The organism is Pontibacillus chungwhensis, assembly GCF_030166655.1.
GTDB lineage: Bacteria > Bacillota > Bacilli > Bacillales > BH030062 > Pontibacillus.
Map to the genome: position 1 here is coordinate 3,454,043 of NZ_CP126446.1, position 21,645 is coordinate 3,475,687.

The 21,645-nt window shown below is 42.7% G+C and carries 16 protein-coding genes; 1 reads left to right on the top strand and 15 read right to left on the bottom strand.

Going from position 1 to position 21,645, the window contains the following annotated elements:
- Window positions 1-4 precede the first annotated feature (4 nt).
- Genes ppaX through hprK form a run of 4 tightly spaced genes read right to left on the bottom strand, consistent with a single transcriptional unit; the run spans window position 5 to window position 3,372 of the window.
- Window positions 5-646 carry a pyrophosphatase PpaX gene (gene ppaX, locus QNI29_RS17850; protein ID WP_231419040.1) on the bottom strand — a complete coding sequence of 214 codons (642 nt, stop codon included), beginning with the start codon at window positions 644-646 and terminating at the stop codon, window positions 5-7.
- A complete protein-coding gene (locus QNI29_RS17855; RefSeq protein WP_231419041.1) occupies window positions 621-1,574 on the bottom strand; it encodes a nucleoside recognition domain-containing protein in 954 nt (317 codons plus the stop codon). Before QNI29_RS17855 ends, ppaX begins: the two co-directional genes overlap by 26 nt.
- Before the next feature lie 12 nt (window positions 1,575-1,586).
- Entirely contained in the window at window positions 1,587-2,423 is an 837-nt protein-coding gene (gene lgt, locus QNI29_RS17860) for a prolipoprotein diacylglyceryl transferase (protein WP_231419042.1), read from the bottom strand.
- Window positions 2,410-3,372 carry an HPr(Ser) kinase/phosphatase gene (gene hprK, locus QNI29_RS17865; protein WP_231419043.1) on the bottom strand — a complete coding sequence of 321 codons (963 nt, stop codon included), beginning with the start codon at window positions 3,370-3,372 and terminating at the stop codon, window positions 2,410-2,412. Before hprK ends, lgt begins: the two co-directional genes overlap by 14 nt.
- Window positions 3,373-3,613: 241 nt before the next feature.
- On the opposite strand from hprK, the gene QNI29_RS17870 reads away from it, so the two are divergent.
- Window positions 3,614-4,762, top strand: coding sequence for an IS4 family transposase (locus tag QNI29_RS17870; RefSeq protein ID WP_284526578.1), 1,149 nt, complete (start codon window positions 3,614-3,616; stop codon window positions 4,760-4,762).
- Window positions 4,763-4,879: 117 nt separating this feature from the next.
- Here QNI29_RS17870 and QNI29_RS17875 read toward each other — a convergent pair whose 3' ends face one another.
- The 11 genes from QNI29_RS17875 to QNI29_RS17925 form a co-directional block, all read right to left on the bottom strand.
- Window positions 4,880-5,233: a phage holin family protein gene (locus QNI29_RS17875; protein WP_231419731.1), complete on the bottom strand. Its 354-nt coding sequence runs from the start codon at window positions 5,231-5,233 to the stop codon at window positions 4,880-4,882.
- Between the two features lie 20 nt (window positions 5,234-5,253).
- Complete coding sequence (locus QNI29_RS17880; RefSeq protein WP_231419663.1) at window positions 5,254-6,348, bottom strand: DUF4097 family beta strand repeat-containing protein; 1,095 nt, start codon at window positions 6,346-6,348, stop codon at window positions 5,254-5,256.
- 167 nt (window positions 6,349-6,515) lie between these two features.
- The gene (bshB2, locus tag QNI29_RS17885) at window positions 6,516-7,178 is read right to left on the bottom strand and encodes a bacillithiol biosynthesis deacetylase BshB2 (RefSeq protein WP_231419664.1); all 663 of its coding nucleotides are present in this window, start codon (window positions 7,176-7,178) and stop codon (window positions 6,516-6,518) included.
- Between the two features lie 24 nt (window positions 7,179-7,202).
- Window positions 7,203-7,550 (bottom strand): YojF family protein, encoded by a 348-nt coding sequence (locus QNI29_RS17890; RefSeq protein ID WP_231419665.1) that lies wholly within the window; start codon window positions 7,548-7,550, stop codon window positions 7,203-7,205.
- A 119-nt stretch (window positions 7,551-7,669) separates the two neighbouring features.
- A complete protein-coding gene (locus QNI29_RS17895; protein ID WP_231419666.1) occupies window positions 7,670-9,334 on the bottom strand; it encodes a hypothetical protein in 1,665 nt (554 codons plus the stop codon).
- A 170-nt stretch (window positions 9,335-9,504) separates the two neighbouring features.
- A complete protein-coding gene (uvrA, locus tag QNI29_RS17900; protein ID WP_231419667.1) occupies window positions 9,505-12,381 on the bottom strand; it encodes an excinuclease ABC subunit UvrA in 2,877 nt (958 codons plus the stop codon).
- Window positions 12,382-12,389: 8 nt separating this feature from the next.
- Window positions 12,390-14,369, bottom strand: a complete 1,980-nt coding sequence (gene uvrB / locus QNI29_RS17905; RefSeq protein WP_231419668.1) for an excinuclease ABC subunit UvrB — start codon at window positions 14,367-14,369, stop codon at window positions 12,390-12,392.
- A 286-nt stretch (window positions 14,370-14,655) separates the two neighbouring features.
- Window positions 14,656-16,230, bottom strand: a complete 1,575-nt coding sequence (locus QNI29_RS17910) for a peptide chain release factor 3 (protein ID WP_231419669.1) — start codon at window positions 16,228-16,230, stop codon at window positions 14,656-14,658.
- Window positions 16,231-16,375: 145 nt separating this feature from the next.
- Window positions 16,376-19,606, bottom strand: coding sequence for an ATP-binding protein (locus tag QNI29_RS17915; protein ID WP_231419670.1), 3,231 nt, complete (start codon window positions 19,604-19,606; stop codon window positions 16,376-16,378).
- Window positions 19,599-19,964: a response regulator gene (locus tag QNI29_RS17920; protein ID WP_231419671.1), complete on the bottom strand. Its 366-nt coding sequence runs from the start codon at window positions 19,962-19,964 to the stop codon at window positions 19,599-19,601. The genes QNI29_RS17915 and QNI29_RS17920 overlap by 8 nt, the downstream gene beginning before the upstream one ends.
- A gap of 11 nt (window positions 19,965-19,975) precedes the next feature.
- A complete protein-coding gene (locus tag QNI29_RS17925) occupies window positions 19,976-21,598 on the bottom strand; it encodes a diguanylate cyclase (RefSeq protein WP_231419672.1) in 1,623 nt (540 codons plus the stop codon).
- Window positions 21,599-21,645 lie beyond the last annotated feature (47 nt).

Genomic DNA, 21,645 nt, shown 5'->3' on the forward strand with positions numbered 1-21,645 from the left:
AGGATCACTCCATCACGATTTTTAAAATATCACTCATATGCTCAAGCATATAATCTGGCTCCAAATCATCAAGCACCTGACGTCCTTTTACTGTCCAAGCTACACCAGCTGTTTTGGTACCAGCGTTTTTTCCTGCTTCGATATCATGAGTGTTGTCCCCTACCATAATCGTCTCTTCAGGATTGGCATCAAGTTCATTCATTGCCCGAACGACCGGTTCAGGATGGGGCTTCGCATGGGTGACATCATCTAACGTTACAATCGTCTCGAATTTATCAGCGATCTTCGTCAGTTTAATTCCCATGTCTACGGTTTGCCTCATCTTCGTTGTTACAATGCCTAATTTAAACCCTGCTTGCTTAAGTTTATCAAGCGTTTCAACAACGCCATCATAAGCTTCCACAAGACGATCATGGTGCTCGTGGTTGTGCGTGCGGTACGTATTGATCATTTCTTCTACATCTGTTTCAGGGTTGATCGTGCGTAAGCTTTCTTCAAGAGGAGGACCAATAAATTTGAGAACATCCTCTCGACCATATTTGCCAGGAGCATAGGTTTCAGCGGTATGGAGAAATGATGCAATAATTAAATCATTCGTGTTAATTAATGTTCCGTCTAAATCAAACAGAAGAGTGCGTATGGTCATAGGTGGCTTCCTTTCCTTTCGATGTGGTTCGGTTCCAAATAAAACCGACAATAGCTGTTAGCCCTATAGCTGTTACCAACCGAATCAGCAACAGTGGCCACACGGGAATTCCGAGTGGAATAAAGATCAACGTATCTTCCACGACAGCGTGGCACGACACGAGAAAAATAAGCGACAAGTACATGTCTTTTTTGGAGACTCCATCTTCTTTGACGGCTTGAATCATGAGTCCCGCTCCATAGGCGAGACCAATGACAAGACCTGCCACAAGTGTCATAGATGCATTGCGCTCTACTCCTAACACACGTGTAAAAGGAGCGAGCCAACGTGAGAACAGGTTTAACCAGTTCTTTTCTTTCAACCATTGCATCGCGACCATGAGCGGAATCACAATCGCAGCGAGTTGAACGACACCCATAAGAGCTGTTTTGACACCTAGCAGCGCAATCGCCACATAGCCTTCTGGATCAGGTTGCTGAGTGATTAAGCCATATTGGGCCATTTCAGACCCACCCTGCCAAAAGACATTAATTAGTATGGCTGAAAGAAGGGCAAGTGATAAGCGAATTCCAGCGACAAACCACCATTTCACCCCAACTTTCGAAGCCACGGTCGACTCAATGAGCAAGTTATGAGAAAAAGACATCATAACAGCCATAATAAAGACTTCTTTTACACTAAAATCAAACGATACAATCGCTCCAATACCAGCGTAAAGATTTAAAAAGTTTCCTAAAACAAGCGGAATCGCCGCCTCACCTGGAAGCCCGATCCACTTCATAATCGGTGTAATTAATTCCATAATCCATTTCAACACCGGCGTAAACCGGAGAATGGTTACGAGTAAGGTCACCGGGAAAATGACTTTCCCAAGTGTCCACGTTACATTCAAACCTTGTTTCAAACCTCTTTGTAACACACCAGGCAAGGGACACCCTCCTTACTTGTTTACTTTATCACCTTCATAATCTCGATCAGCTTGATTTGTCTTACGACGATAAATGATAAGCGCCGACGCAAGCAGAATCAGTACAATCGAAATGACTTGTGCGGTACGTAGAGAGCCAATAATATAAAGACTGTCTGTACGCATTTGCTCAATAAAGTAGCGACCGAACGAATACCAGATTACATAACTTAGGAACAATTCGCCACGACGTGGATTAAATCGACGTAGTACCATTAGGAATACAAACCCGAGAATATTCCACACGGATTCATATAAGAATGTAGGGTGATACACTACGCCTTCAATACACATTTGACGGTTAATAAAGTTCGGTAAGAATTGCATGTAATTCTCATAGAAAGACTGGGAAACAGGACCCCCGTGCGCTTCTTGGTTCATAAAGTTTCCCCAACGTCCAATAGCCTGACCTAAAATAATACTAGGTGCGGCGATATCAGCAAGCTGCCAGAACGGTAACTTACGAACACGGGCAAAAACGAGTGCGGTAGCGACTGACCCAATCAAAGCACCATGAATGGCAATACCGCCTTCCCATATAGCAATGACATCGATCAGGGACCCATTTGCGTAGCGTTCCCATTCGAAGATGACATAGTAAATACGCGCAGAAATAATCGCGATTGGAATCGCAAATACAACTAAATCAACAAACGTATCTTTCTTAAATCCAAGACGCTCAGATTCACGCATCGCAAGCCAAAGCCCTAGATAAGCTCCGGTTGCAATAATGACACCATACCAGTAAATCGTGAAAGGCCCAAGGTCCAGAAAGACACGACTAATTGGATCCGGACTACACGTCTGCACCCGGGAACCCTCCTTTCGATGAACCACCTTTGTTCTCGCCAATCATATCGGTTAAACGATGAGAGAATTCCTCCGCAGCATTTACACCCATGCGTTTCAGGCGGAAGTTCATCGCCGCCACTTCAATAATGACAGCCAGGTTTCGACCTGGGCGGACTGGTACCGTTGCTTTTGGTATTTCAACGTCCATAATCTTCATTGTCTCTTCTTCGAGACCAAGTCGGTCGTACTGTTTATTCTTTTCCCAGAGCTCAAGATTAATAGCATATGTAATCCTCTTAAAGCTACGGACAGCTCCAGCACCAAACAAAGTCATTACGTTAATAATTCCTAGCCCACGGATCTCTAATAAGTGTTCAATAAGAGAAGGGGAATTCCCAATTAACGTGTCATAATCTTCCTGGCGAATCTCAACACTGTCATCAGCTACAAGACGGTGACCCCGTTTAACCAATTCAAGCGCTGTTTCACTTTTCCCAACACCACTTTGTCCTGTGATCAATACACCGACACCGTACACATCAACAAGCACCCCATGAATAGCTGTAAAAGGTGCAAATTTGGTTTCTAAGAAGTTTGTCAATCGACTAATAACACGAGTTGTCTTATGGGCAGATCGCATGATTGGTACTCCCGCTTCACCAGCAGCTTCAATAAGCATCTTCGGCACTTCCATACCACGGGTAATCACAATACCAGGAGTAATATCCGTACATAACTTTGCTGCACGGTCCTGCTGCTCTTCCTGATTTAATTCGTTAAAAAACGATAATTCAGTCTTCCCAAGTAGTTGCAAACGTTCAGCCGGATAGTATTTAAAATAGCCTGCCATTTCCATTCCAGGTCTTGAAATATCACTTGTAGAAATCTCACGGTGAACGCCATCCTCACCTGCTACGATTTCCAAGTTGAACTGATCCAACAAGTCCTGGGTTCGTACTTTCGACATATATAAGCCTCCCTATAGGTTATCCTCAATAATCACTTCCCTATTGTAGCATTTTTTACAAAACTCTGTGGAAACAAAACAAACACACGTAAAAAAACCCTTCACTTCTGTAAAGTGAAGAAGCGTGCCAGACATACGGGTGTTGATTAACCAAATTATGTAAATTAAATTAGACAAAAAAAGCCACTCACTTTAAAATGTTTCTTACCACAGAAAACAAACAAAAAGTGAGTGACTTTATATGAACAAAATTAACACACCTATTCAAATTCTACAATCTATAATTCCTTCCAAAACCTTAGAGGAGCGGTTAGCTCAAGATTATAATTTTGAGGAAAAAGCCAGGAAATTTTCCGCGATAGACCTTCTTCATTTCTATTTAGAAGCCGGCGTGAAGCGTTGGACTGGGTATCGTGAAGGATCCGAAACGCTAGTGGAACAGGGAGATTTTGAATCCCTGAATCACTCCACGATCTCTAAAAAAGCCCAAGAAGTCCCCTATGAATTCTTTAGAGATTTATTTCAAGAATTGCTTCAGCGATTAACAACATCCCAAAAGAAAAAATTCTTAAAAGACTATTCTCTGTTCGCGATCGACTCAACAACGATTACCTTCAGACACCAAACTAGGAGCTGGGCGAAATATCGAAAACATCTCTATGCGATTAAACTCCATACAGAATTTAATATCGATCAAAAAATGCCCACCCATGTCTTCGATACCACAGGAAAAGATAGTGATATCATGATGGCACCTTTGATCTTCTTACATAAGGATTTTCCAGCTATTCGAGTCGCTGATCGAGCCTACGGAGCTAAGGATCTTTTGGATCAACTGAGCTCAGAGGAAAAGCCGTTTGTCATTCGTCTCAAAGCCGGGATCAAACACGACGTTCAAAGTCACAATGAATTTGACTTTAATGAAGAGTGGCCTGTCGTAGCCGATTATAACGCCTTTTTAGGCGCAAAGAATACGCAAACTACGTATACCTATCGAATCGTTACGGTTCCAAGCGAAACGGGTGAACCGATCTATTTAGCTACAAATGTAATGGATTTAAAGGCTGAAAAGATTTCAGAGGTCTATAAAATGCGCTGGGAAATTGAACTATTCTTTCGGTGGATCAAACAAAACTTAGACATTCCAAACCCGTTTGGAATGTCTAAGAACAAGGTTTTAAGTCAAGTATATGCGACGCTAATCGCTTACCTGTTATTACGTTCCACTTTCAATGAAACGCAGCCTAAGTGGTCAACTTATACCAAACTTTCCTTCAAGGAATTCACTCGAAAATTTATCAAAAGCACCCTTCCAATAGAAGTTGGTATCGAAATTGGGTTGCTTCTCAAAAATTGGCGAAGTGTATCCAATTCAACTGGTAAAATATAGCTAATCAACACCCGTATGCCAGACACCCTTCTTTGCTTCACAGAACTAAAGGGTGTCTGACACGCTTTAGTCCTCTACTATAGCGCATAAAAAAACTGACCCTTTTAAGGGTCAGTTTTAGTTCTTAGCGTCTTTGAATAGTTGGTTCAGAATTAGGTTTAAGATGGATAGTATGATGGCCGCTAGAATGGCCATTCCAAATCCTTCAATCTCGAAACTCTGTCCCAGTACGCTTTGCGTGATCATAAGCGTAATCGCATTGATCACAAATAAGAATAAACCAAGCGACAGGACTGTTATCGGTAAGGTTAAGACGACTAGAATTGGACGCACAATGACATTCAGAATCGACAGAATGAAACTTGCCAATATCGCCGTTCCAAACCCTTCTAAGTATATGGAATCAAACAATTGATCGACAGCTATAATCGCAACCGCATTTAAAATAATACTAAAAAGCCAATTCACAATCCTTTCACTCCTTTGGATACTTACCCTTCATTCGGATAAATCTTCACAGAGCCCGTTTTCGTTTCAGCCTCCACATGTAATATATGATCCAAATGAGGGTTCGTTTCAAATTTTAGTTCTTTCTTTAGCGTTTCTTTCTGTTCTGAGATCGTTTTAAAGTTAGGCAAATGACAATGAAGGCTTCCTAAGTTGGTGAACATTTTGCCATTCAATCGTAAGGATGGCTCAACAGTAAGGTCCACATTCCCGGTCGTGGTCTTAAAGAAACCGGTATGTCCCCGTTGACCTTCCCACACACATTGAATATTTCCATTGATGACTTGAGAATCCACTTTTCCAAAATCACCTTTTAATGTAACAGAACCGTTCATCATCTCTGTCTCGAGGTCATCACAGGTTACTTGCTCTGCTGTGATAGAACCATTTGAAGTGGATAGTTCCCACTCTCGCCCACTCATATTACGAACAACGAGGTCCCCATTAGAGGTTTTCATATCTAAATCTTGAGCCGGAAGGCCTTCTGCTTCTATTTTCCCGTTAAAAACCCGAAGCGAAACGTCTTCATATGCCTTCTCCGGAACCCAGAGGGTGACATCTGTCTTCATTTTCTTCGATTTCACCTCAAAACGCAGGTTCTTCTCATCGACTATGAAATTCTTCAAATCCATAAAGCGCTCTCTGGCCTCATCTTGATTGTTCACTTGGTACACCTTAGCTTGGCATTCAAGACGCAGATCCGCTTCTTTCCATGGTTTCATCGTGACGTTTCCATTTGCTACATCAATATAAATGTTTTGAAAATCGACTCCCTGATGTTGAAAGATATGGTGAACGCTTTGGTAAGAGCCGAAATTAAAATCGAGATCAACGTTTTTAATTTTCTTAAATGCCTCTCCAACCAAACTTTTAAAACGCTGCTTTGTAGATCCGGAATCATAAGCCTTTTGCCCTTGGTTAGCATTCCAATCTACTTTCTTAGAGAGGGATACAGGTTCATCCTGATCCTCTTCTACTTCACTAGCATAGTCTAATGCGTCGATTAATTCTTCCGCTTCTTCAGTGGAAATTTTCCCTTCTTGAAGCATCGTCAAAATCCGTTTTCGCTCCTCTTTCACAATCCATCTCTCCTTTATGATACTCTTTCCTTCTACGCATAACCTAACCACTCTGTTTCATATTCTTATTCTCTTTCTCGGTTAAATAGAAACATCCTTCATGGTGAGTGCATGTTTCCGTTACGTTATGTAAAAACCCCTACTTCTAAAAGAAGCAGGGGTTACACTTAAAACGTCCATTTATAAAATTCTTCGTATTTCAATAACTTACGGCCCTCGGAATTAATCTCTTTTAAGTTCGGGCTATCACGGAATTGTTTCATCATTCCTTCCGCTTGAGAACGGTGAGCTTCAATGGCTCTCATCTTGCCTTCGAAATAATCTTCTACGTCTCTAACAATATCCGGCTCACCTAGAAGCTCACGACGATTATGCGTAATCGCCTTGGCCCATACCTCTGGACGCTTGGACTCATCCATCATTTCAACAGCCTTAATGGCAGCAGCTCCCATAGCATCGTGGTCAGGGTGAACAGCATGACCAGGGTAAAATGTAATAACAAGGCTTGGGTTAATCTCTTCAAGACGTTGTTTTAAATCTTTCGCTACTTCATCACGATCTTCAAATTCTAACGTCTTATCGCGGTAACCAAGCATTTCTAAGTTAATATCTAATTCCTTACACGCATCCTGAAGTTCTTTCTTACGAATTTCCGGGAGAGTTTCGCGATTAGCGAAAAAAGGGCTCCCCATGTTGCGGCCCATTTCTCCTAACGTTCCACAAAAATACGTTACAGGAATATCCTGTCCACGAAATTCAAGGATCGTACCTGAACAACCGAATGCTTCATCGTCTGGATGAGGTAAAATAATAGCGACATGTTGATCCATGTTTAGCTTCCTCTCTTTCATCTATTAATTAAACGGCTTCTCGCTGATTTCTAAAGCAACCATTAAACGACCTTCGTTATCGTGACCGGCCATAAGCAAACGACCTTGATCATCGAGCTCCCAGTCTGTTAAGCCTTCTGCATAAATCCAGCCAAGTTGAGTCTTCAAGCCAACACGGAAGGATTCATGACCAATAATTTTCGCTTGCGTATATCGAACTTGAGCATTCCGAATAAATGCTCCTACATTATATGCGTTTGAGTCAAAGTGGCGCGCGTAAGCACCGTTCGTAGTTTCTAAATGAATGTAAACATCTTTATGCGCTAAATTCTCAAGCGCTTTTTGGACGTGATCGATTTGGATCGTTTCCATACGACGGACCCCTCTCTAGAACTTGTGTCTTTCTATACCATACCCAAAATAGTGCACAATCGTCAAAGAATCTACTTTATGTATAGAGAGAGGAGAAAATCTCCCCACCTCTTATCGCCTTATAGCTCAGACTTCAGATCACGTAATAGATCGATTAAACCTCTCAAACCAGCTAACCCTTCGCCATTTTGACAAGTCGATCCACCGCCAGCATTTCCAGTTCCGTTCCCATTTCCATTAAACATAAAAGCTAAGATAGCTAGGATAAGAAACAGATTATTGTCATTATAAATGCGAATGTTTGGATTTCCGATATTCTCAAGCGTTAAGTCATCTTGGTTGTATTGGCGGTTTCGTTGGTCTTGTTCTTGATCCTGTTCCTGATCTTGTTCATTGTCCTGGTCGTTTTCTTGATCTTGATCGTTGTCCTGGTCTTGCTCATTGTCTTGATCATTTTCTTGATCTTGATCGTTGTCCTGGTCTTGCTCATTGTCTTGATCATTTTCTTGATCTTGATCGTTGTCCTGGTCTTGCTCATTGTCTTGATTATTTTCTTGATCTTGATCGTTGTCCTGGTCTTGCTCATTGTCTTGATCTTGGTCGTTTTCTTGGTCTACGTCCTGGTCGTTATCTTGCTCATTATCCTGGTCTTGGTCCTGATCGTTTTCTTGATCTTGATCAAAGTCTTGATCATTATCTACATCTTGATCCTGATCCTGATCAAAATCCTGATCGTTTTCTTGATCTTGTTCGAAGTCCTGATCATTGTCTAATTCTTGGTCCTGGTCTTGATCTTGATCTTGGTCTTGATCTTGATCCTGATCTTGATCTTGATGCTGATCCTGATCTTGATCTTGGTCTTGGTCTTGGTCTTGATCCTGGTCTTGGTCTTGATCCTGATCTTGATCTTGATCCTGATCCTGATCTTGATCCTGATCTTGGTCCTGATCTTGATCTTGATGCTGATCTTGATCCTGGTCTTGATCTTGATCCTGATCCTGATCTTGGTCCTGATCTTGGTCCTGATCTTGATCTTGATGCTGATCCTGATCTTGATCTTGATCCTGGTCTTGATCTTGATCTTGATCCTGATCTTGGTCCTGATCTTGGTCCTGATCTTGATCTTGATGCTGATCTTGATCTTGGTCTTGATCCTGGTCTTGATCTTGGTCTTGATCCTGGTCTTGATCCTGATCCTGATCTTGGTCTTGATCCTGATCCTGATCTTGGTCTTGGTCTTGATCTTGATCCTGATCCTGATCTTGATCTTGAATCTGCTTTTGTTTCTGGTCTTGGTCCTGATCTTGGTCTTGATCTTGATCCTGGTCTTGATCCTGATCTTGATCTTGGTCTTGATCCTGATCTTGGTCCTGGTCTTGCTCTTGGTCCTGATCTTGATCCTGATCTTGGTCTTGGTCCTGGTCTTGATCCTGATCTTGGTCTTGGTCTTGGTCCTGGTCTTGATCCTGATCTTGATCTTGGTCCTGATCTTGGTCTTGGTCCTGGTCCTGATCTTGGTCTTGCTCTTGGTCTTGATCCTGGTCTTGGTCTAAATCAAATTCTTGATCATTTTCTAATTCCTGATCTTGATCCTGATCTTGATCCTGATCTTGCTCCTGGTCTTGATCTTGATCTTGATCTTGTTCCTGCTCTTGCTCATTACTATTTTCTATTTCATTATCTAACTCATTTTCTTGTTCTTGCATTTGCTTCTGAATTTGCTTTTTGAGTTTTTCAAGCTCTGCTTCTAATTTGATTAAGTGAAGATCTTTATCAAATGACATATGCATGTTCACTCCTTATTCATTTATACGTTAATGTATGGGATTAACCGGAATGTGTAAGGGTGCATGCCTTGAGTCAAACAACCAAATCAAGGAACTTCTCCAAAAACACTGAGCTTGCCTACAAAAAAGAGGCAAAAACCATGGTAGTGGTCTTTGCCTCTTTTTTATTAGGATTTTGAAACTTTTTCGCGCTGTTTAATCTTCTCTTCCATGCGCTTACGATCTCGTTCTAGTATGGGTCCTAAATAATAACCTGTGTAGGATTGTGTTTGTTCAGCAACTTCTTCTGGTGTACCTGTTGCAATAATTTCGCCACCATTATCTCCGCCTTCAGGTCCCAAATCAATCAAATGATCTGCTGCTTTAATTACGTCTAAATTGTGCTCGATAATAAGAACCGTGTCTCCATTATCTACAAGGCGCTGTAACACCATTAACAACCTAGAAATATCATCAACATGTAAGCCTGTCGTCGGCTCGTCTAAAATGTACAGAGAGCGACCTGTCGAACGACGATGAAGTTCGCTTGCTAGTTTAACACGTTGGGCTTCACCACCTGATAATGTTGTGGCCGGTTGCCCCAATTTGATATATCCAAGCCCTACATCGAAAATGGTAGACAGCTTGCGTTTAATCTTAGGAATCGCTTCAAAGAAGTCATACGCTTCTTCAATTGTCATTGCCAGAACTTCTGCAATACTCTTGCCTTTATATTTCACTTCTAACGTTTCACGATTATATCGCTTCCCGTCACACACTTCACAAGGAACATAAACGTCTGGCAAGAAGTGCATTTCAATTTTGATAATGCCATCCCCGCGACAAGCTTCACAACGTCCACCTTTTACGTTAAAGCTAAAGCGTCCTTTTTTGTATCCTCGAATTTTAGCTTCATTCGTCTGGGCAAACACATCACGGATGTCATCAAAGACGCCTGTGTACGTTGCAGGGTTTGAGCGCGGCGTACGACCAATAGGTGATTGGTCAATATCAATGACTTTTTCTAAATGGTCAATGCCTTTCACTTCTTTATGTTTACCAGGCTTTACTTTACTCTTGTGAAGTCGTTGAGCAAGGCTTTTGTGTAAGATTTCGTTTACGAGCGTACTCTTACCAGAACCAGAGACACCTGTTACTGCTGAAAGAACGCCAAGCGGTAATTTGGCATTTACTTTCTTCAAGTTATTCTCTTCTGCTCCAACGATTTCAACATAGCGACCATCCGGTTTACGACGCTCCTGCGGGAGTGGAATGAACTTCTCACCTGATAAATATTGCCCTGTCAGTGACCCATTGTCTTTCATTACTTCTTCAGGGGTACCACTTGAAACAATCTGCCCCCCATGGGCTCCTGCGCCAGGGCCTATATCGATTAAGTGATCAGCGGCAAGCATCGTATCTTCATCATGCTCTACTACGATGAGCGTATTATCTAGATCGCGCATATTTTGAAGCGTAGAGATTAGACGATCGTTGTCTCGTTGGTGAAGACCGATTGAAGGCTCATCAAGAACGTAAAGGACTCCAGTCAGCGCTGCCCCAATCTGCGTAGCTAATCGGATACGCTGGGCTTCCCCACCAGACAGGGTACCTCCAGACCGAGATAATGTTAAATAATCTAAACCAACGTTAATCAGGAAGCTTAATCGATCACAAATCTCTTTCAAGATCATACGCGCGATCGTTTCTTCTTTTTCTGATAGCTCTACGTTATCAAAGAAGGTATAAGCTTCATGGACAGAAAGATCAGTAACTTCACCAATATGGTTTCCGTTAACAAGAACCGCTAACGGTTTTTCATCCAGACGGTATCCTTTACATTTCGGGCACTTCTTCTGAGCCATATACTTCTCCATTTGTTCACGGATATAGTCAGAAGTCGTTTCACGGTATCTTCTTTCTACGTTTGAGATAACACCTTCAAAATAAATTTCGTTCTCTCGCACTTTGCCGAAATCATTCTCATAGCGGAAGTAAACTTTTTCATCTCCACTTCCATTAAGAATACGGTCCATCTGGTATTCTGGAATATCTTTTACCGGCACATTCATATCAATCCCGTAATGATCACAAACGCTCTTTAACAGCTGCGGATAATATTGAGAGCTATTCGGTTCCCAAGGAGCAATCGCATGTTCATTTAACGTTAAACTCCAATCAGGAATTACAAGTTCCAAATCGACCTCAAGCTGTGTCCCAAGACCATCACATCGTGTACAAGCCCCATAAGGACTGTTGAAGGAGAACATACGAGGCTCTAACTCTCCGATGGAGAACCCACAGATCGGACAAGCGTGATGCTCGCTAAACTGCAGCTCCTCATCATCAATAACGTCTACAATAAGATGCCCTTCCCCTAAACGGAGAGCCGTTTCAATTGAGTCAGACAGGCGTCCTGAAACACCGTCTTTAATGGCCACGCGGTCGATGACGACTTCGATCGAGTGCTTTTTATTCTTCTCAAGAGAAATATCTTCTGTTACTTCTCGCATTTCTCCGTCCACGCGGATGCGCACGTACCCTTCTTTCTTCAAATTCTCAAGAACTTTTACGTGCTGCCCTTTACGTCCTGATACAACGGGTGCTAAGATTTGCATCTTTGTTCGTTCAGGGTACTCTAAGAGCTGATCCACCATTTGCTGAACTGTTTGAGATGTAATTTCAATCCCATGGTTCGGACAAGTCGGGTGCCCCACACGCGCATAGAGGAGACGAAGATAGTCATAGATCTCCGTTACTGTCCCAACAGTTGACCTGGGGTTTTTACTCGTCGTTTTCTGGTCAATTGAAATAGCCGGTGAAAGTCCCTCGATTGAGTCTACATCCGGTTTATCCATTTGTCCTAAAAACTGACGGGCATAGGCAGAGAGAGATTCAACGTAGCGACGCTGTCCCTCTGCATAAATCGTATCAAAAGCTAATGAAGACTTTCCTGACCCTGATAGCCCTGTTAATACGACTAATTTATTCTTCGGTATATCAATATCAACATTTTTTAAGTTGTGGGCACGAGCCCCTTTAATACTGATTGATTTCTGGCTCATGTACTAGATCATCCTTCCGCTTTAAGTTCCAAGAGAAGATCTCGTAGTTCAGCAGCTCGTTCGAAGTTCAAGTCTCTTGCTGCCTGCTTCATCTCTTTCTCCATATTTTCGATCATCTTGTCTTTTTCCTTCTTGCTCATTTTTGAAACATTTGGACGGTCGTCTGTCTCTTGTGTTTCCTCAGATTCAACAGTAGCACGGATAACATCACGAATTTCTTTCTTAATCGTTGTCGGTGTAACGCCATGTTCTTCGTTATAAGCCATTTGCTTCTCACGACGGCGATTCGTTTCATCGATCGCAATATTCATAGAATCTGTCATCTTATCAGCATACATAATGACCTGTCCGTTTTCATTACGAGCAGCACGTCCGATCGTCTGGATTAGCGAACGCTGGGAACGAAGGAATCCTTCTTTATCTGCGTCTAAAATGGTTACAAGGGAAACTTCCGGTATGTCTAACCCTTCACGAAGCAGGTTGATTCCCACGAGCACATCGTATTTTCCTTTTCGTAGCTCCCGAATGATCTCAATACGCTCAAGCGTCTTAATTTCTGAGTGAAGGTAAGCTACTTTTATACCGATATCCTTCAGATAATCAGTGAGATCCTCTGACATTTTCTTCGTTAAGGTTGTAACAAGGACACGCTCATTTCGCTCTTTACGCATATTGATTTCCCCGATGAGGTCATCAATTTGACCCTGAATCGGACGAACTTCAATTTTCGGATCCAGAAGACCTGTAGGACGAATAATTTGCTCGACCATTTCAGGAGAATGTTCTTGTTCGTATGGTCCAGGTGTTGCTGATACGTAAACAATTTGATTCAGTTTCTTCTCAAACTCTTCAAAACGAAGAGGGCGGTTATCAAGAGCTGAAGGCAAGCGGAAGCCGTGGTCCACAAGGACTTGTTTACGCGCCTGGTCTCCGTTGTACATCCCTCGAATTTGTGGAATCGTCACATGGGACTCATCCGCAATGACTAGAAAGTCGTCCGGGAAGTAATCTATTAATGTATAGGGTGTCGCACCTTTATCTCTTAACGTTAAATGCCTGGAGTAGTTTTCAATACCTGAACAGAAGCCCATCTCTTTCATCATTTCTAAATCATAGTTTGTGCGCTGTTCTAAGCGCTGGGCTTCTAGTAATTTATTTTGATCCTTCAATTCTTTCAATCGTTCTTGAAGTTCACGTTCTATGTTTTTAATGGCTACTTTCATTTTCTCTTCACGGGTAACGAAGTGAGAAGCCGGGAAGATCGCTACGTGTTCTCGGTCACCGACGATTTCGCCTGTGAGTGCATCCACTTCCCTAATGCGGTCAATTTCGTCACCGAAAAATTCAACTCGTATACAATGCTCTTCACGGGAAGCTGGTATGATTTCGACAGAGTCGCCTCGCACGCGGAATGTACCACGCTGGAAGTCAATATCATTACGGGCGTACTGGATATCGACAAGGTCACGAAGGAGTTCATCACGATCTTTCTCCATGCCTGCACGAATAGAGAGCACCAAGTTGCGGTATTCTTCTGGTGAACCTAACCCGTAGATACACGAGACACTGGCAACAATCAAGACATCCTGGCGTTCGAATAGTGCCGATGTCGCCGAGTGGCGTAGTTTATCAATCTCATCATTAATATTAGCATCCTTCTCAATGAACGTATCTGTGGAAGGAACATACGCTTCTGGCTGATAGTAGTCATAGTAACTAACGAAGTACTCCACAGCATTCTCAGGGAAGAACTCCTTAAATTCGCTGTACAGTTGGCCGGCCAATGTTTTGTTGTGAGCTATAACAAGAGTTGGTTTGTTAATCTCTTTAATAACGTTCGACATCGTAAACGTTTTACCGGTACCGGTAGCTCCAAGTAAGGTTTGATGCACCTTCCCTTCTTCAATGCCTTGCTTGATCTTCTCTATCGCTGCTGGCTGATCTCCTTGTGGTTCATATTGAGATACTAATTCAAATTTTTTCTCCAAGATGCAACCTCCATTCCTACATTCACTTTTATAACCGTAGTTTACCACAATCTCTCACTATTCTAACATAGACGCGAACAAACATTCGACTATTATGTTCAGAAGGCTTATCCTTCACCCTATTAAAGCACCGCAGGGTGTCAGACACCCTGCTATCCGCTAAAGCATTAAACGGTGTCTGACACGCTGCACTGCTTTAAAGGGGGAACGGGTGTCTGACACGCTTTCACTCTCTAAAGTATAAGAAAAAGCTGGTGGGGGCCACCAGCTTTTGTTTCTACTATTATTATTGGCTATATTGGTTGACTTCAAACAGGTCGATGAGTTCAATGTCTGGATTTTTATCCTGGAACCAACGTAAGGAGAAGTCGTTTTTAAATAGAGCAAGATAGTTGTCTTCACGGTCTTTTACAAGTAGGCTGCGGTCGTCGAACTTCGAACGATCGACTTGTTCTGAGTTCAGCCAACGAGGAATCCGTTCTCCGATATCTTCAAAGCGGACGCCTACGTTATATTCGTTCTTCATACGATATTCAAATACATCATACTGAAGTTGTCCGACTGCCCCGATAATATACTCGTCACTGCGAAGGCTTCGGAACAACTGAATAGCCCCTTCTTGGACAAGCTGCTCAAGTCCTTTCTTGAACTGCTTCGACTTCATAACGTTCTCCACTACAACTTTCTTAAATACTTCAGGTGGGAACTGTGGCAGTTCTTCAAAGTGGAACGTATCTTTCCCTTCTACAAGCGTATCACCAATTCGGTAAACGTTCGGGTCATAAATTCCGATAATGTCACCCGCATAAGCTTCCTGAATCGTTTCCCGAGAAGAGGCAACAAACTGCTGCGTCTGAGCTAATTTAATACTCTTACCCGTTCGGTCTAACGTAACGTTCATTCCTCTTTCAAACTTACCGGAACAAACGCGTACAAATGCCACACGGTCACGGTGAGCCGGGTTCATATTGGCTTGAATCTTAAAGATAAAGCCTGAGAACTCTTCTTTATCCGGTGAAATCATTTCACCTGAAGCCTTACGTGGTGCAGGTTGAGGGGCCATTGAGATAAATTCTTCAAAGAACGTACGAACGCCAAATGGCGCAAGCGCACTACCGAAGAATACAGGCGTTTGCTCTCCATTCTGGACCGCATCCATAGAAAACTCAACACCAGCTCCTTCAAGCAGCTCAAGCTCTTCGAATGCACCGGCAAATGTCTCATCTTCAGCCAATTCAGGATGATCGTTAATCTCGTTATACGGAATAGACGTTTCCGTTTCATTCCCTGTGAACTGAACAAATTGGTCGTTCTGACGGTCAAGAATTCCTCTGAAACGTTTGCCCATTCCAACAGGCCAGTTCATGGCATACGTCTCAATGCCAAGCTCTGATTCAATTTCATCTAATAGATCGAAAGGATCTCGGCCTTCACGGTCTAACTTGTTAATAAACGTAAAGATCGGAATTCCGCGCATCTTACAAACTTTAAAGAGCTTAAGCGTTTGCGCCTCAATCCCCTTTGTTCCGTCAATAATCATGACAACACTATCCACGGCAGTCAGAGTACGATACGTATCCTCACTGAAATCTTCGTGACCAGGGGTATCTAAGATATTGACCTGGTAATCTTTATAAGGAAAATTCATAACAGAAGACGTGACAGAAATACCACGCTGCTTCTCAATATCCATCCAGTCAGATGTTGCGAATTTGCCCGTCTTTTTCCCTTTAACGGTACCTGACTCACGAATCAGGTTACCAAATAATAAGAATTTCTCTGTTAACGTTGTTTTACCAGCATCCGGGTGCGAGATAATCGCAAACGTCCGGCGCTTTTTCATTTCGTTTTGTACACTCATTGTTCATTCTCCCATCACATGATGAACTTCTCTTTTTTCACATAATAGAGGCCACACCTTGATCCAGAGATCAAATGGAGCGGCCTATCCATTTACGTCATCTTAATTTTATCAAACATAGCACGATAAAGTAGACAAGTCAATTTCACTCTTCATCCTTTGCAACTAAGATCTGACCATTCTTCTCTTGTTGTAATAACGTTCTGAGGATGGTTGTCGATAGCTTATTCGGAGGGTAGGGTTTCGTTAAATAATGCTCAATGCCCCATTCCTCGCCTTTCGTTTTATCATCGAGAGCTGTCGAGATAAAGATCGGGATATTCTCTAATGCCGGTCGCTTTTTAATTTCCTTAATCACATCCCAGCCATCTAATTCATCCGCAAGCATCAGATCAATTACAAATCCGTCTGGCTCATACGTATCGAGCTCACGAACCGCCGCTTCACCACTTGCGTAATGAAGCACATTGAATCCGGTCCCTTTTAACTCCTCCCGGATCAACATCGCTAGGCTATGATCATCTTCGATCACCATAATAAGCGGCAAATCAGGGGTAAGCACACTGCCATCCCCCTCCGCATTCGGCTGAGCAAGAGGAAGGATGATCGTAAAGACGCTTCCTTTTCCGACCTCTGAACGAACAGAAATGGAGCCACCGTGGGCTTCGATGATTTCCTTAACAATGGAAAGTCCAAGACCTGTTCCACCAATCTTTCGACGCTCTGAATTATCAATACGGTGAAACTTCTTAAACAACTTTGGCAGTTCCGGATCCGGTATGCCAAGTCCATCATCCGCAACGTGGATAAAGAGTTCCTGCTCGTTTCCGTTCATCGTCACGACCACTTTCCCTCCATTCGGAGAGAACTTAATGGCATTACTGATTAAATTCGTAAACACCTGAATCAATTTTTCCCTATCGGCCATCACAGGCAGCTTAGAAGAATGGTTGTTAAGATAAACTTCGTGTTGTGCGGAATAAGGGAAGGAGTCAATCACTTCCTGAGCGACTTCTTCAACGTTCACCAATTCTTTCTCATATACTTGTCTCCCTGACTCCATCCGCTGCAAGTCGAGGAAATCGTTAATTAAATTCGTTAAGCGTTTCGCCTCTTTCTCAATCGTAGTCAAATACCTCTTTTGTTTCTCAGGTTTCAAATCACGATTGAGCATTAGCTCTGTATATCCAAGTACACTCGCAAGGGGCGTGCGTAGTTCATGACTCACCGTGCTCACAAGTTCTGACTTCATTTGATCCACTTCATATTGAGACGTAATGTCGCGATGAACAAACAACGTCCCGAGGCGCTCTTCACGACGATAGATCGGTTCTGCGTACACTTCTATAATTCTTCGATCTAATCCTGCAACCTCGTATCTGTATTGAGAACTTCCGGTAGATTGGAAGATCGCTTTTTCAAAAAAGGCCTTCATTGCATCAGGCTCTTCAACCCGATCGTTGAAAAACGTCAGCCAATAGGAGAACGGTTGATTGAGGCATTTCTCACAATCCCCTGCCTCCATGAAGCTACACAGCTGATTGTTATACTGAATGAGCGCCCCTTCTTCATCAATAAACTGGATCCCTTCATTCACATTATCGATAATGTCCTGGTTCAATTGACGACTTTGTTCCGTTTCTTCATATAAGAACAACTTCTCAAATGATAAGGAGACACGACTCAATATGCCTTCAAGCTCCAGTAATTCTTCTTCATTAAATGGCAATCCTACACGGGTTCCGCCAAACACGGCCTGAAGTTCACCCCTCGCGTCAAAAACAGGAGCGAAGACGTCATAACTATAGAGCGTTCCCTCATGATACCCACGTTCCCCTTCAAGCGCTTCCCTCTTCACCACATAAGGAGCTTCCGTTTCTTCTAGCCGCACGTAAACCTGTTCTTGAATAAAGGCACGCATCCGCTTAGCCGCTTCTTCTGACACGCTAATACTTGCATATTCAGAACTACCAAGCACCGTCAACATCCCTTTATCAAACGAGAAGATCTGCTGAAGCTGGAACAATACCGTCTCAAGCAATTCATCCATGTTGAGCGTGATGGATAATGCATGGTTTAACTCATTATAGTGTTCAAGCGTAAGCTTCGTTCGATTCGTTTCTTCTAAAAGCTCTTTTAATTCTTGCTCGGCTTCCACCATATTTGTAATGTCAAACTGAATCACATAATACTGCTCGACCCCTTGACGCTCATTCTTATAAGGAACAATCGTAGAATCCACCCAATAAAATGAGCCATCTTTCGCTCGGTTCTTCACTTCACCCTTCCAGATTCGACCTTGTCGTAACGTCTGGATCATGCTTTCATAGAACTCTGGACGGTGCTCAGAATACATAGCAGTATGAGGCTGGCCAATAATGTCTTTCGGGCTATAACCTGAAACCTCACAAAACTTATCATTCACATCTGTAATGACTCCTTGGGTATCCGTAACGGAAAGAATCGTAGCTTCATTAATCGCCATATTTAAATTCTTAATTTCTACTACGGAATCCTCTAGCCTTTCTTGTTGCTCGGTGAGTTCATCCTGTTGAGCCTGTAACTCTTCATTATGAGCCTGCAAATCTTCTTCCCGTTCTTTAATCACAAAAGCCATAGAAGAAAGCGCATTGGCTAACGTTCCAAGCTCATCCCTACGCTTAGTGGACGGGAATGATACATCTTCTCCAAGGGCAAGTTGTTCAGAGGCTTCCGATAACTCCTGTAGCGGCTGGCCAATACTTTTAGACATCCGCTTCGTGGCAAGACTAATAATGATAAACAAGAGCACAATCAACAAACCGAGCGCATAGGTAATCCGATTTGTGTTGTCCAAAAAGGCTTCGTGCGCCTCTTCAAGCTCTCGTTCATTTGTAGCCACGATTTCCTTATTCTGAGATAGGTAACGGTTAATTTGAGAGGTTCCATCTTCCTCTTGTGATATACTGACAAGCTCTTCGTAATCCCCATTGTCTGCGAATTCCTTAGCTGTTGGCAAAAGAGTAGTCCAGTATTTATCGACGTACTGAGAAAGATTCTGATAGACCTCCTGTTCTTCCTCGCTTAAATCATACTCTTGTAATTCTTCTAAAAGGCCGACCAGATTGGCATGAGCCTCTTGTGTGAGCTCCCATTCATTGTTATTCAAAAAAGCTAAATACCCTCTCGCCCTCATAATCATTTCATTATAGGATTGGGCGATTTCCTCTGCGATCTCCGTTTGATTCACAAGGGACTCTCTCTCGTTCACATACTTCTCTTTCACCTGTGCTTGAATTGCGAGAATAATAGAAATCCCAACAAGGGCGAGCACAAAGATAGCCATCATAATGAACTGAAATTGTCTTCTGATGCTTTTCTTAAAGAAATCACGCATCCAGAATATCCTCCACAAGTTCAATTAATTGAAGAGGGCTGAACGGTTTAGCCATGTAATATTGAATACCAGCAGCCTTAGACGCATCAACATCCTTTTGCTGGTTCTTAGCCGTTAGCATCATAATCTTCATGTTTTCTTTCCCTTGTAAATCTTTAATCTTCTCCGCCACTTCAATTCCTGTCATTCCAGGCATCATATAATCTAGTATAAGAAGATCATAGTCATCGTTTTGCACTTTCTGAAAAGCTTCATTCCCATCTTCCGCTTCTTCGAGTTCGTACCCTTCTTCCTCTAATGTATCGACAATTAACATACGTAATACTTCTTCATCATCCGCGATCAAAATTCGCTTCACATCTATTCCTCCTAAAAGAGCAACCGTTGAGCAAGTCGTTTTACTCGTGCTTCTAGTTCTGAAACGCTAAATGGCTTCGTAATATAATCATCGGCTCCAAGGTCCAATGCCTTTACGATATCCTGATCTTTTTTTCTTCCCGTCAGCATAATGATGACGAACTGATCAACCGAGCATTCTGACCTTAACTTCCTCAATACTTCAAGACCATCCATCCTTGGCATCACGCCATCTAACAGCAGCACGAATTTGCCGTCCTGCTGATACCACTTGGATTCAAAGAACTCTTCCCCTTCACGGAACGTTCTGAGCTCAACCCTGTGACCTTTGAATGTTAATTTCCTTAGATGATCTTGCAACAATTCATGGATAATTGGATCATCATCTATAATTCCGATCCGCAAGACATCAAGTTTCTGCCCCAATTCTCCTTCGTTCTCATCGTACACGCGAACCTGATTCCGACCGTTCCGCTTTGCCATATAAAGAGCCTGATCTGCTTTTGAAATCAACTCATCTCCGTGCTTGATCTCATCTTGAACAGCAGCCACACCGGATGAAAAAGAACAGCTAAACGTAGCTTCTTCTTTCTCAAACGTCTGGGCAACAAACGCTTGTAAAAGACGATCCACAATAAGACTGGCCTGCTCCTGACTTGTCTTCGGCATCACCAGCATGAACTCTTCCCCGCCATAGCGGATAAAGAAATCCCCCTGGCGCTTATTCGTCATAATGGTGGTAGCAAACTGTTTTAGCACTTGATCCCCTGTATCGTGACCGTATGTATCGTTAATATTCTTGAACCGATCTAAATCCAGAAGGGCAACAGAAAAGGTCGTCTCATGGCGTTCATACTCCGCCCATTGGCGCTGTAATTCCTCTTGTAAAAATTTACGATTATAGGCCCCAGTTAATTCGTCCAACAGAATCTGAGCTTGCAGGAGACGTTTTAACTCCAGACGATTTTGAATCAGAGCTAAAACTTCCGCATTCTCAAACGGCGAATGTACAATATCGAAAGCGCCCGCTTCATAGGCTTTCTTCCGGAGCATCGAATGAGGCTCTTCTTCTACAAGCAATGTCGGCACAAAACTATGTCTGGCTTTATTGGCAATGCTTGCAAGCACGTTAAATCCATGATCTTCTTTCCGGTGCAAATCGATAATAACGTAATCAGGTTTTTGACTATAAAATACTTCAACCGCCTTCGTCTCGTTCGCTGCCACCATAACGGCATAGTGTTCTTCAAGCATATCTTTCAAATTCGAAATACGGTCAATTTGATCACCAACAACCAAAACGAGCGACCCCTTCGAAGAAGTTTCTTGTGCCACACTCTCAACCAATGGCTCCGCTTCGATTTCAACCGACGAATGCTTTTTCAACTCTTCTGTAAGCGGAGTTAAGAATGAAATCCACCTTTCTTTCTCCCATTCATACCCGTCAGGTGATGGCAACTGCTGCATGAGCCTCGCCGCCACCTCCGTAATAGAAGGTAAACCAATAGAAGAAGCCGTTCCCTTTAAAGAATGCAAAAACTGATACATCGCCTCATTTGTTATACGTTGATGCTCTGACCAGCTTTGGAGAGTAGAACGGGTCCGCTTCAGAAATAATGTCTGATACTTTTGCACAATGCTCTCTCCTTTTCCATCTATAATTCTTACTATCTATTATCTTA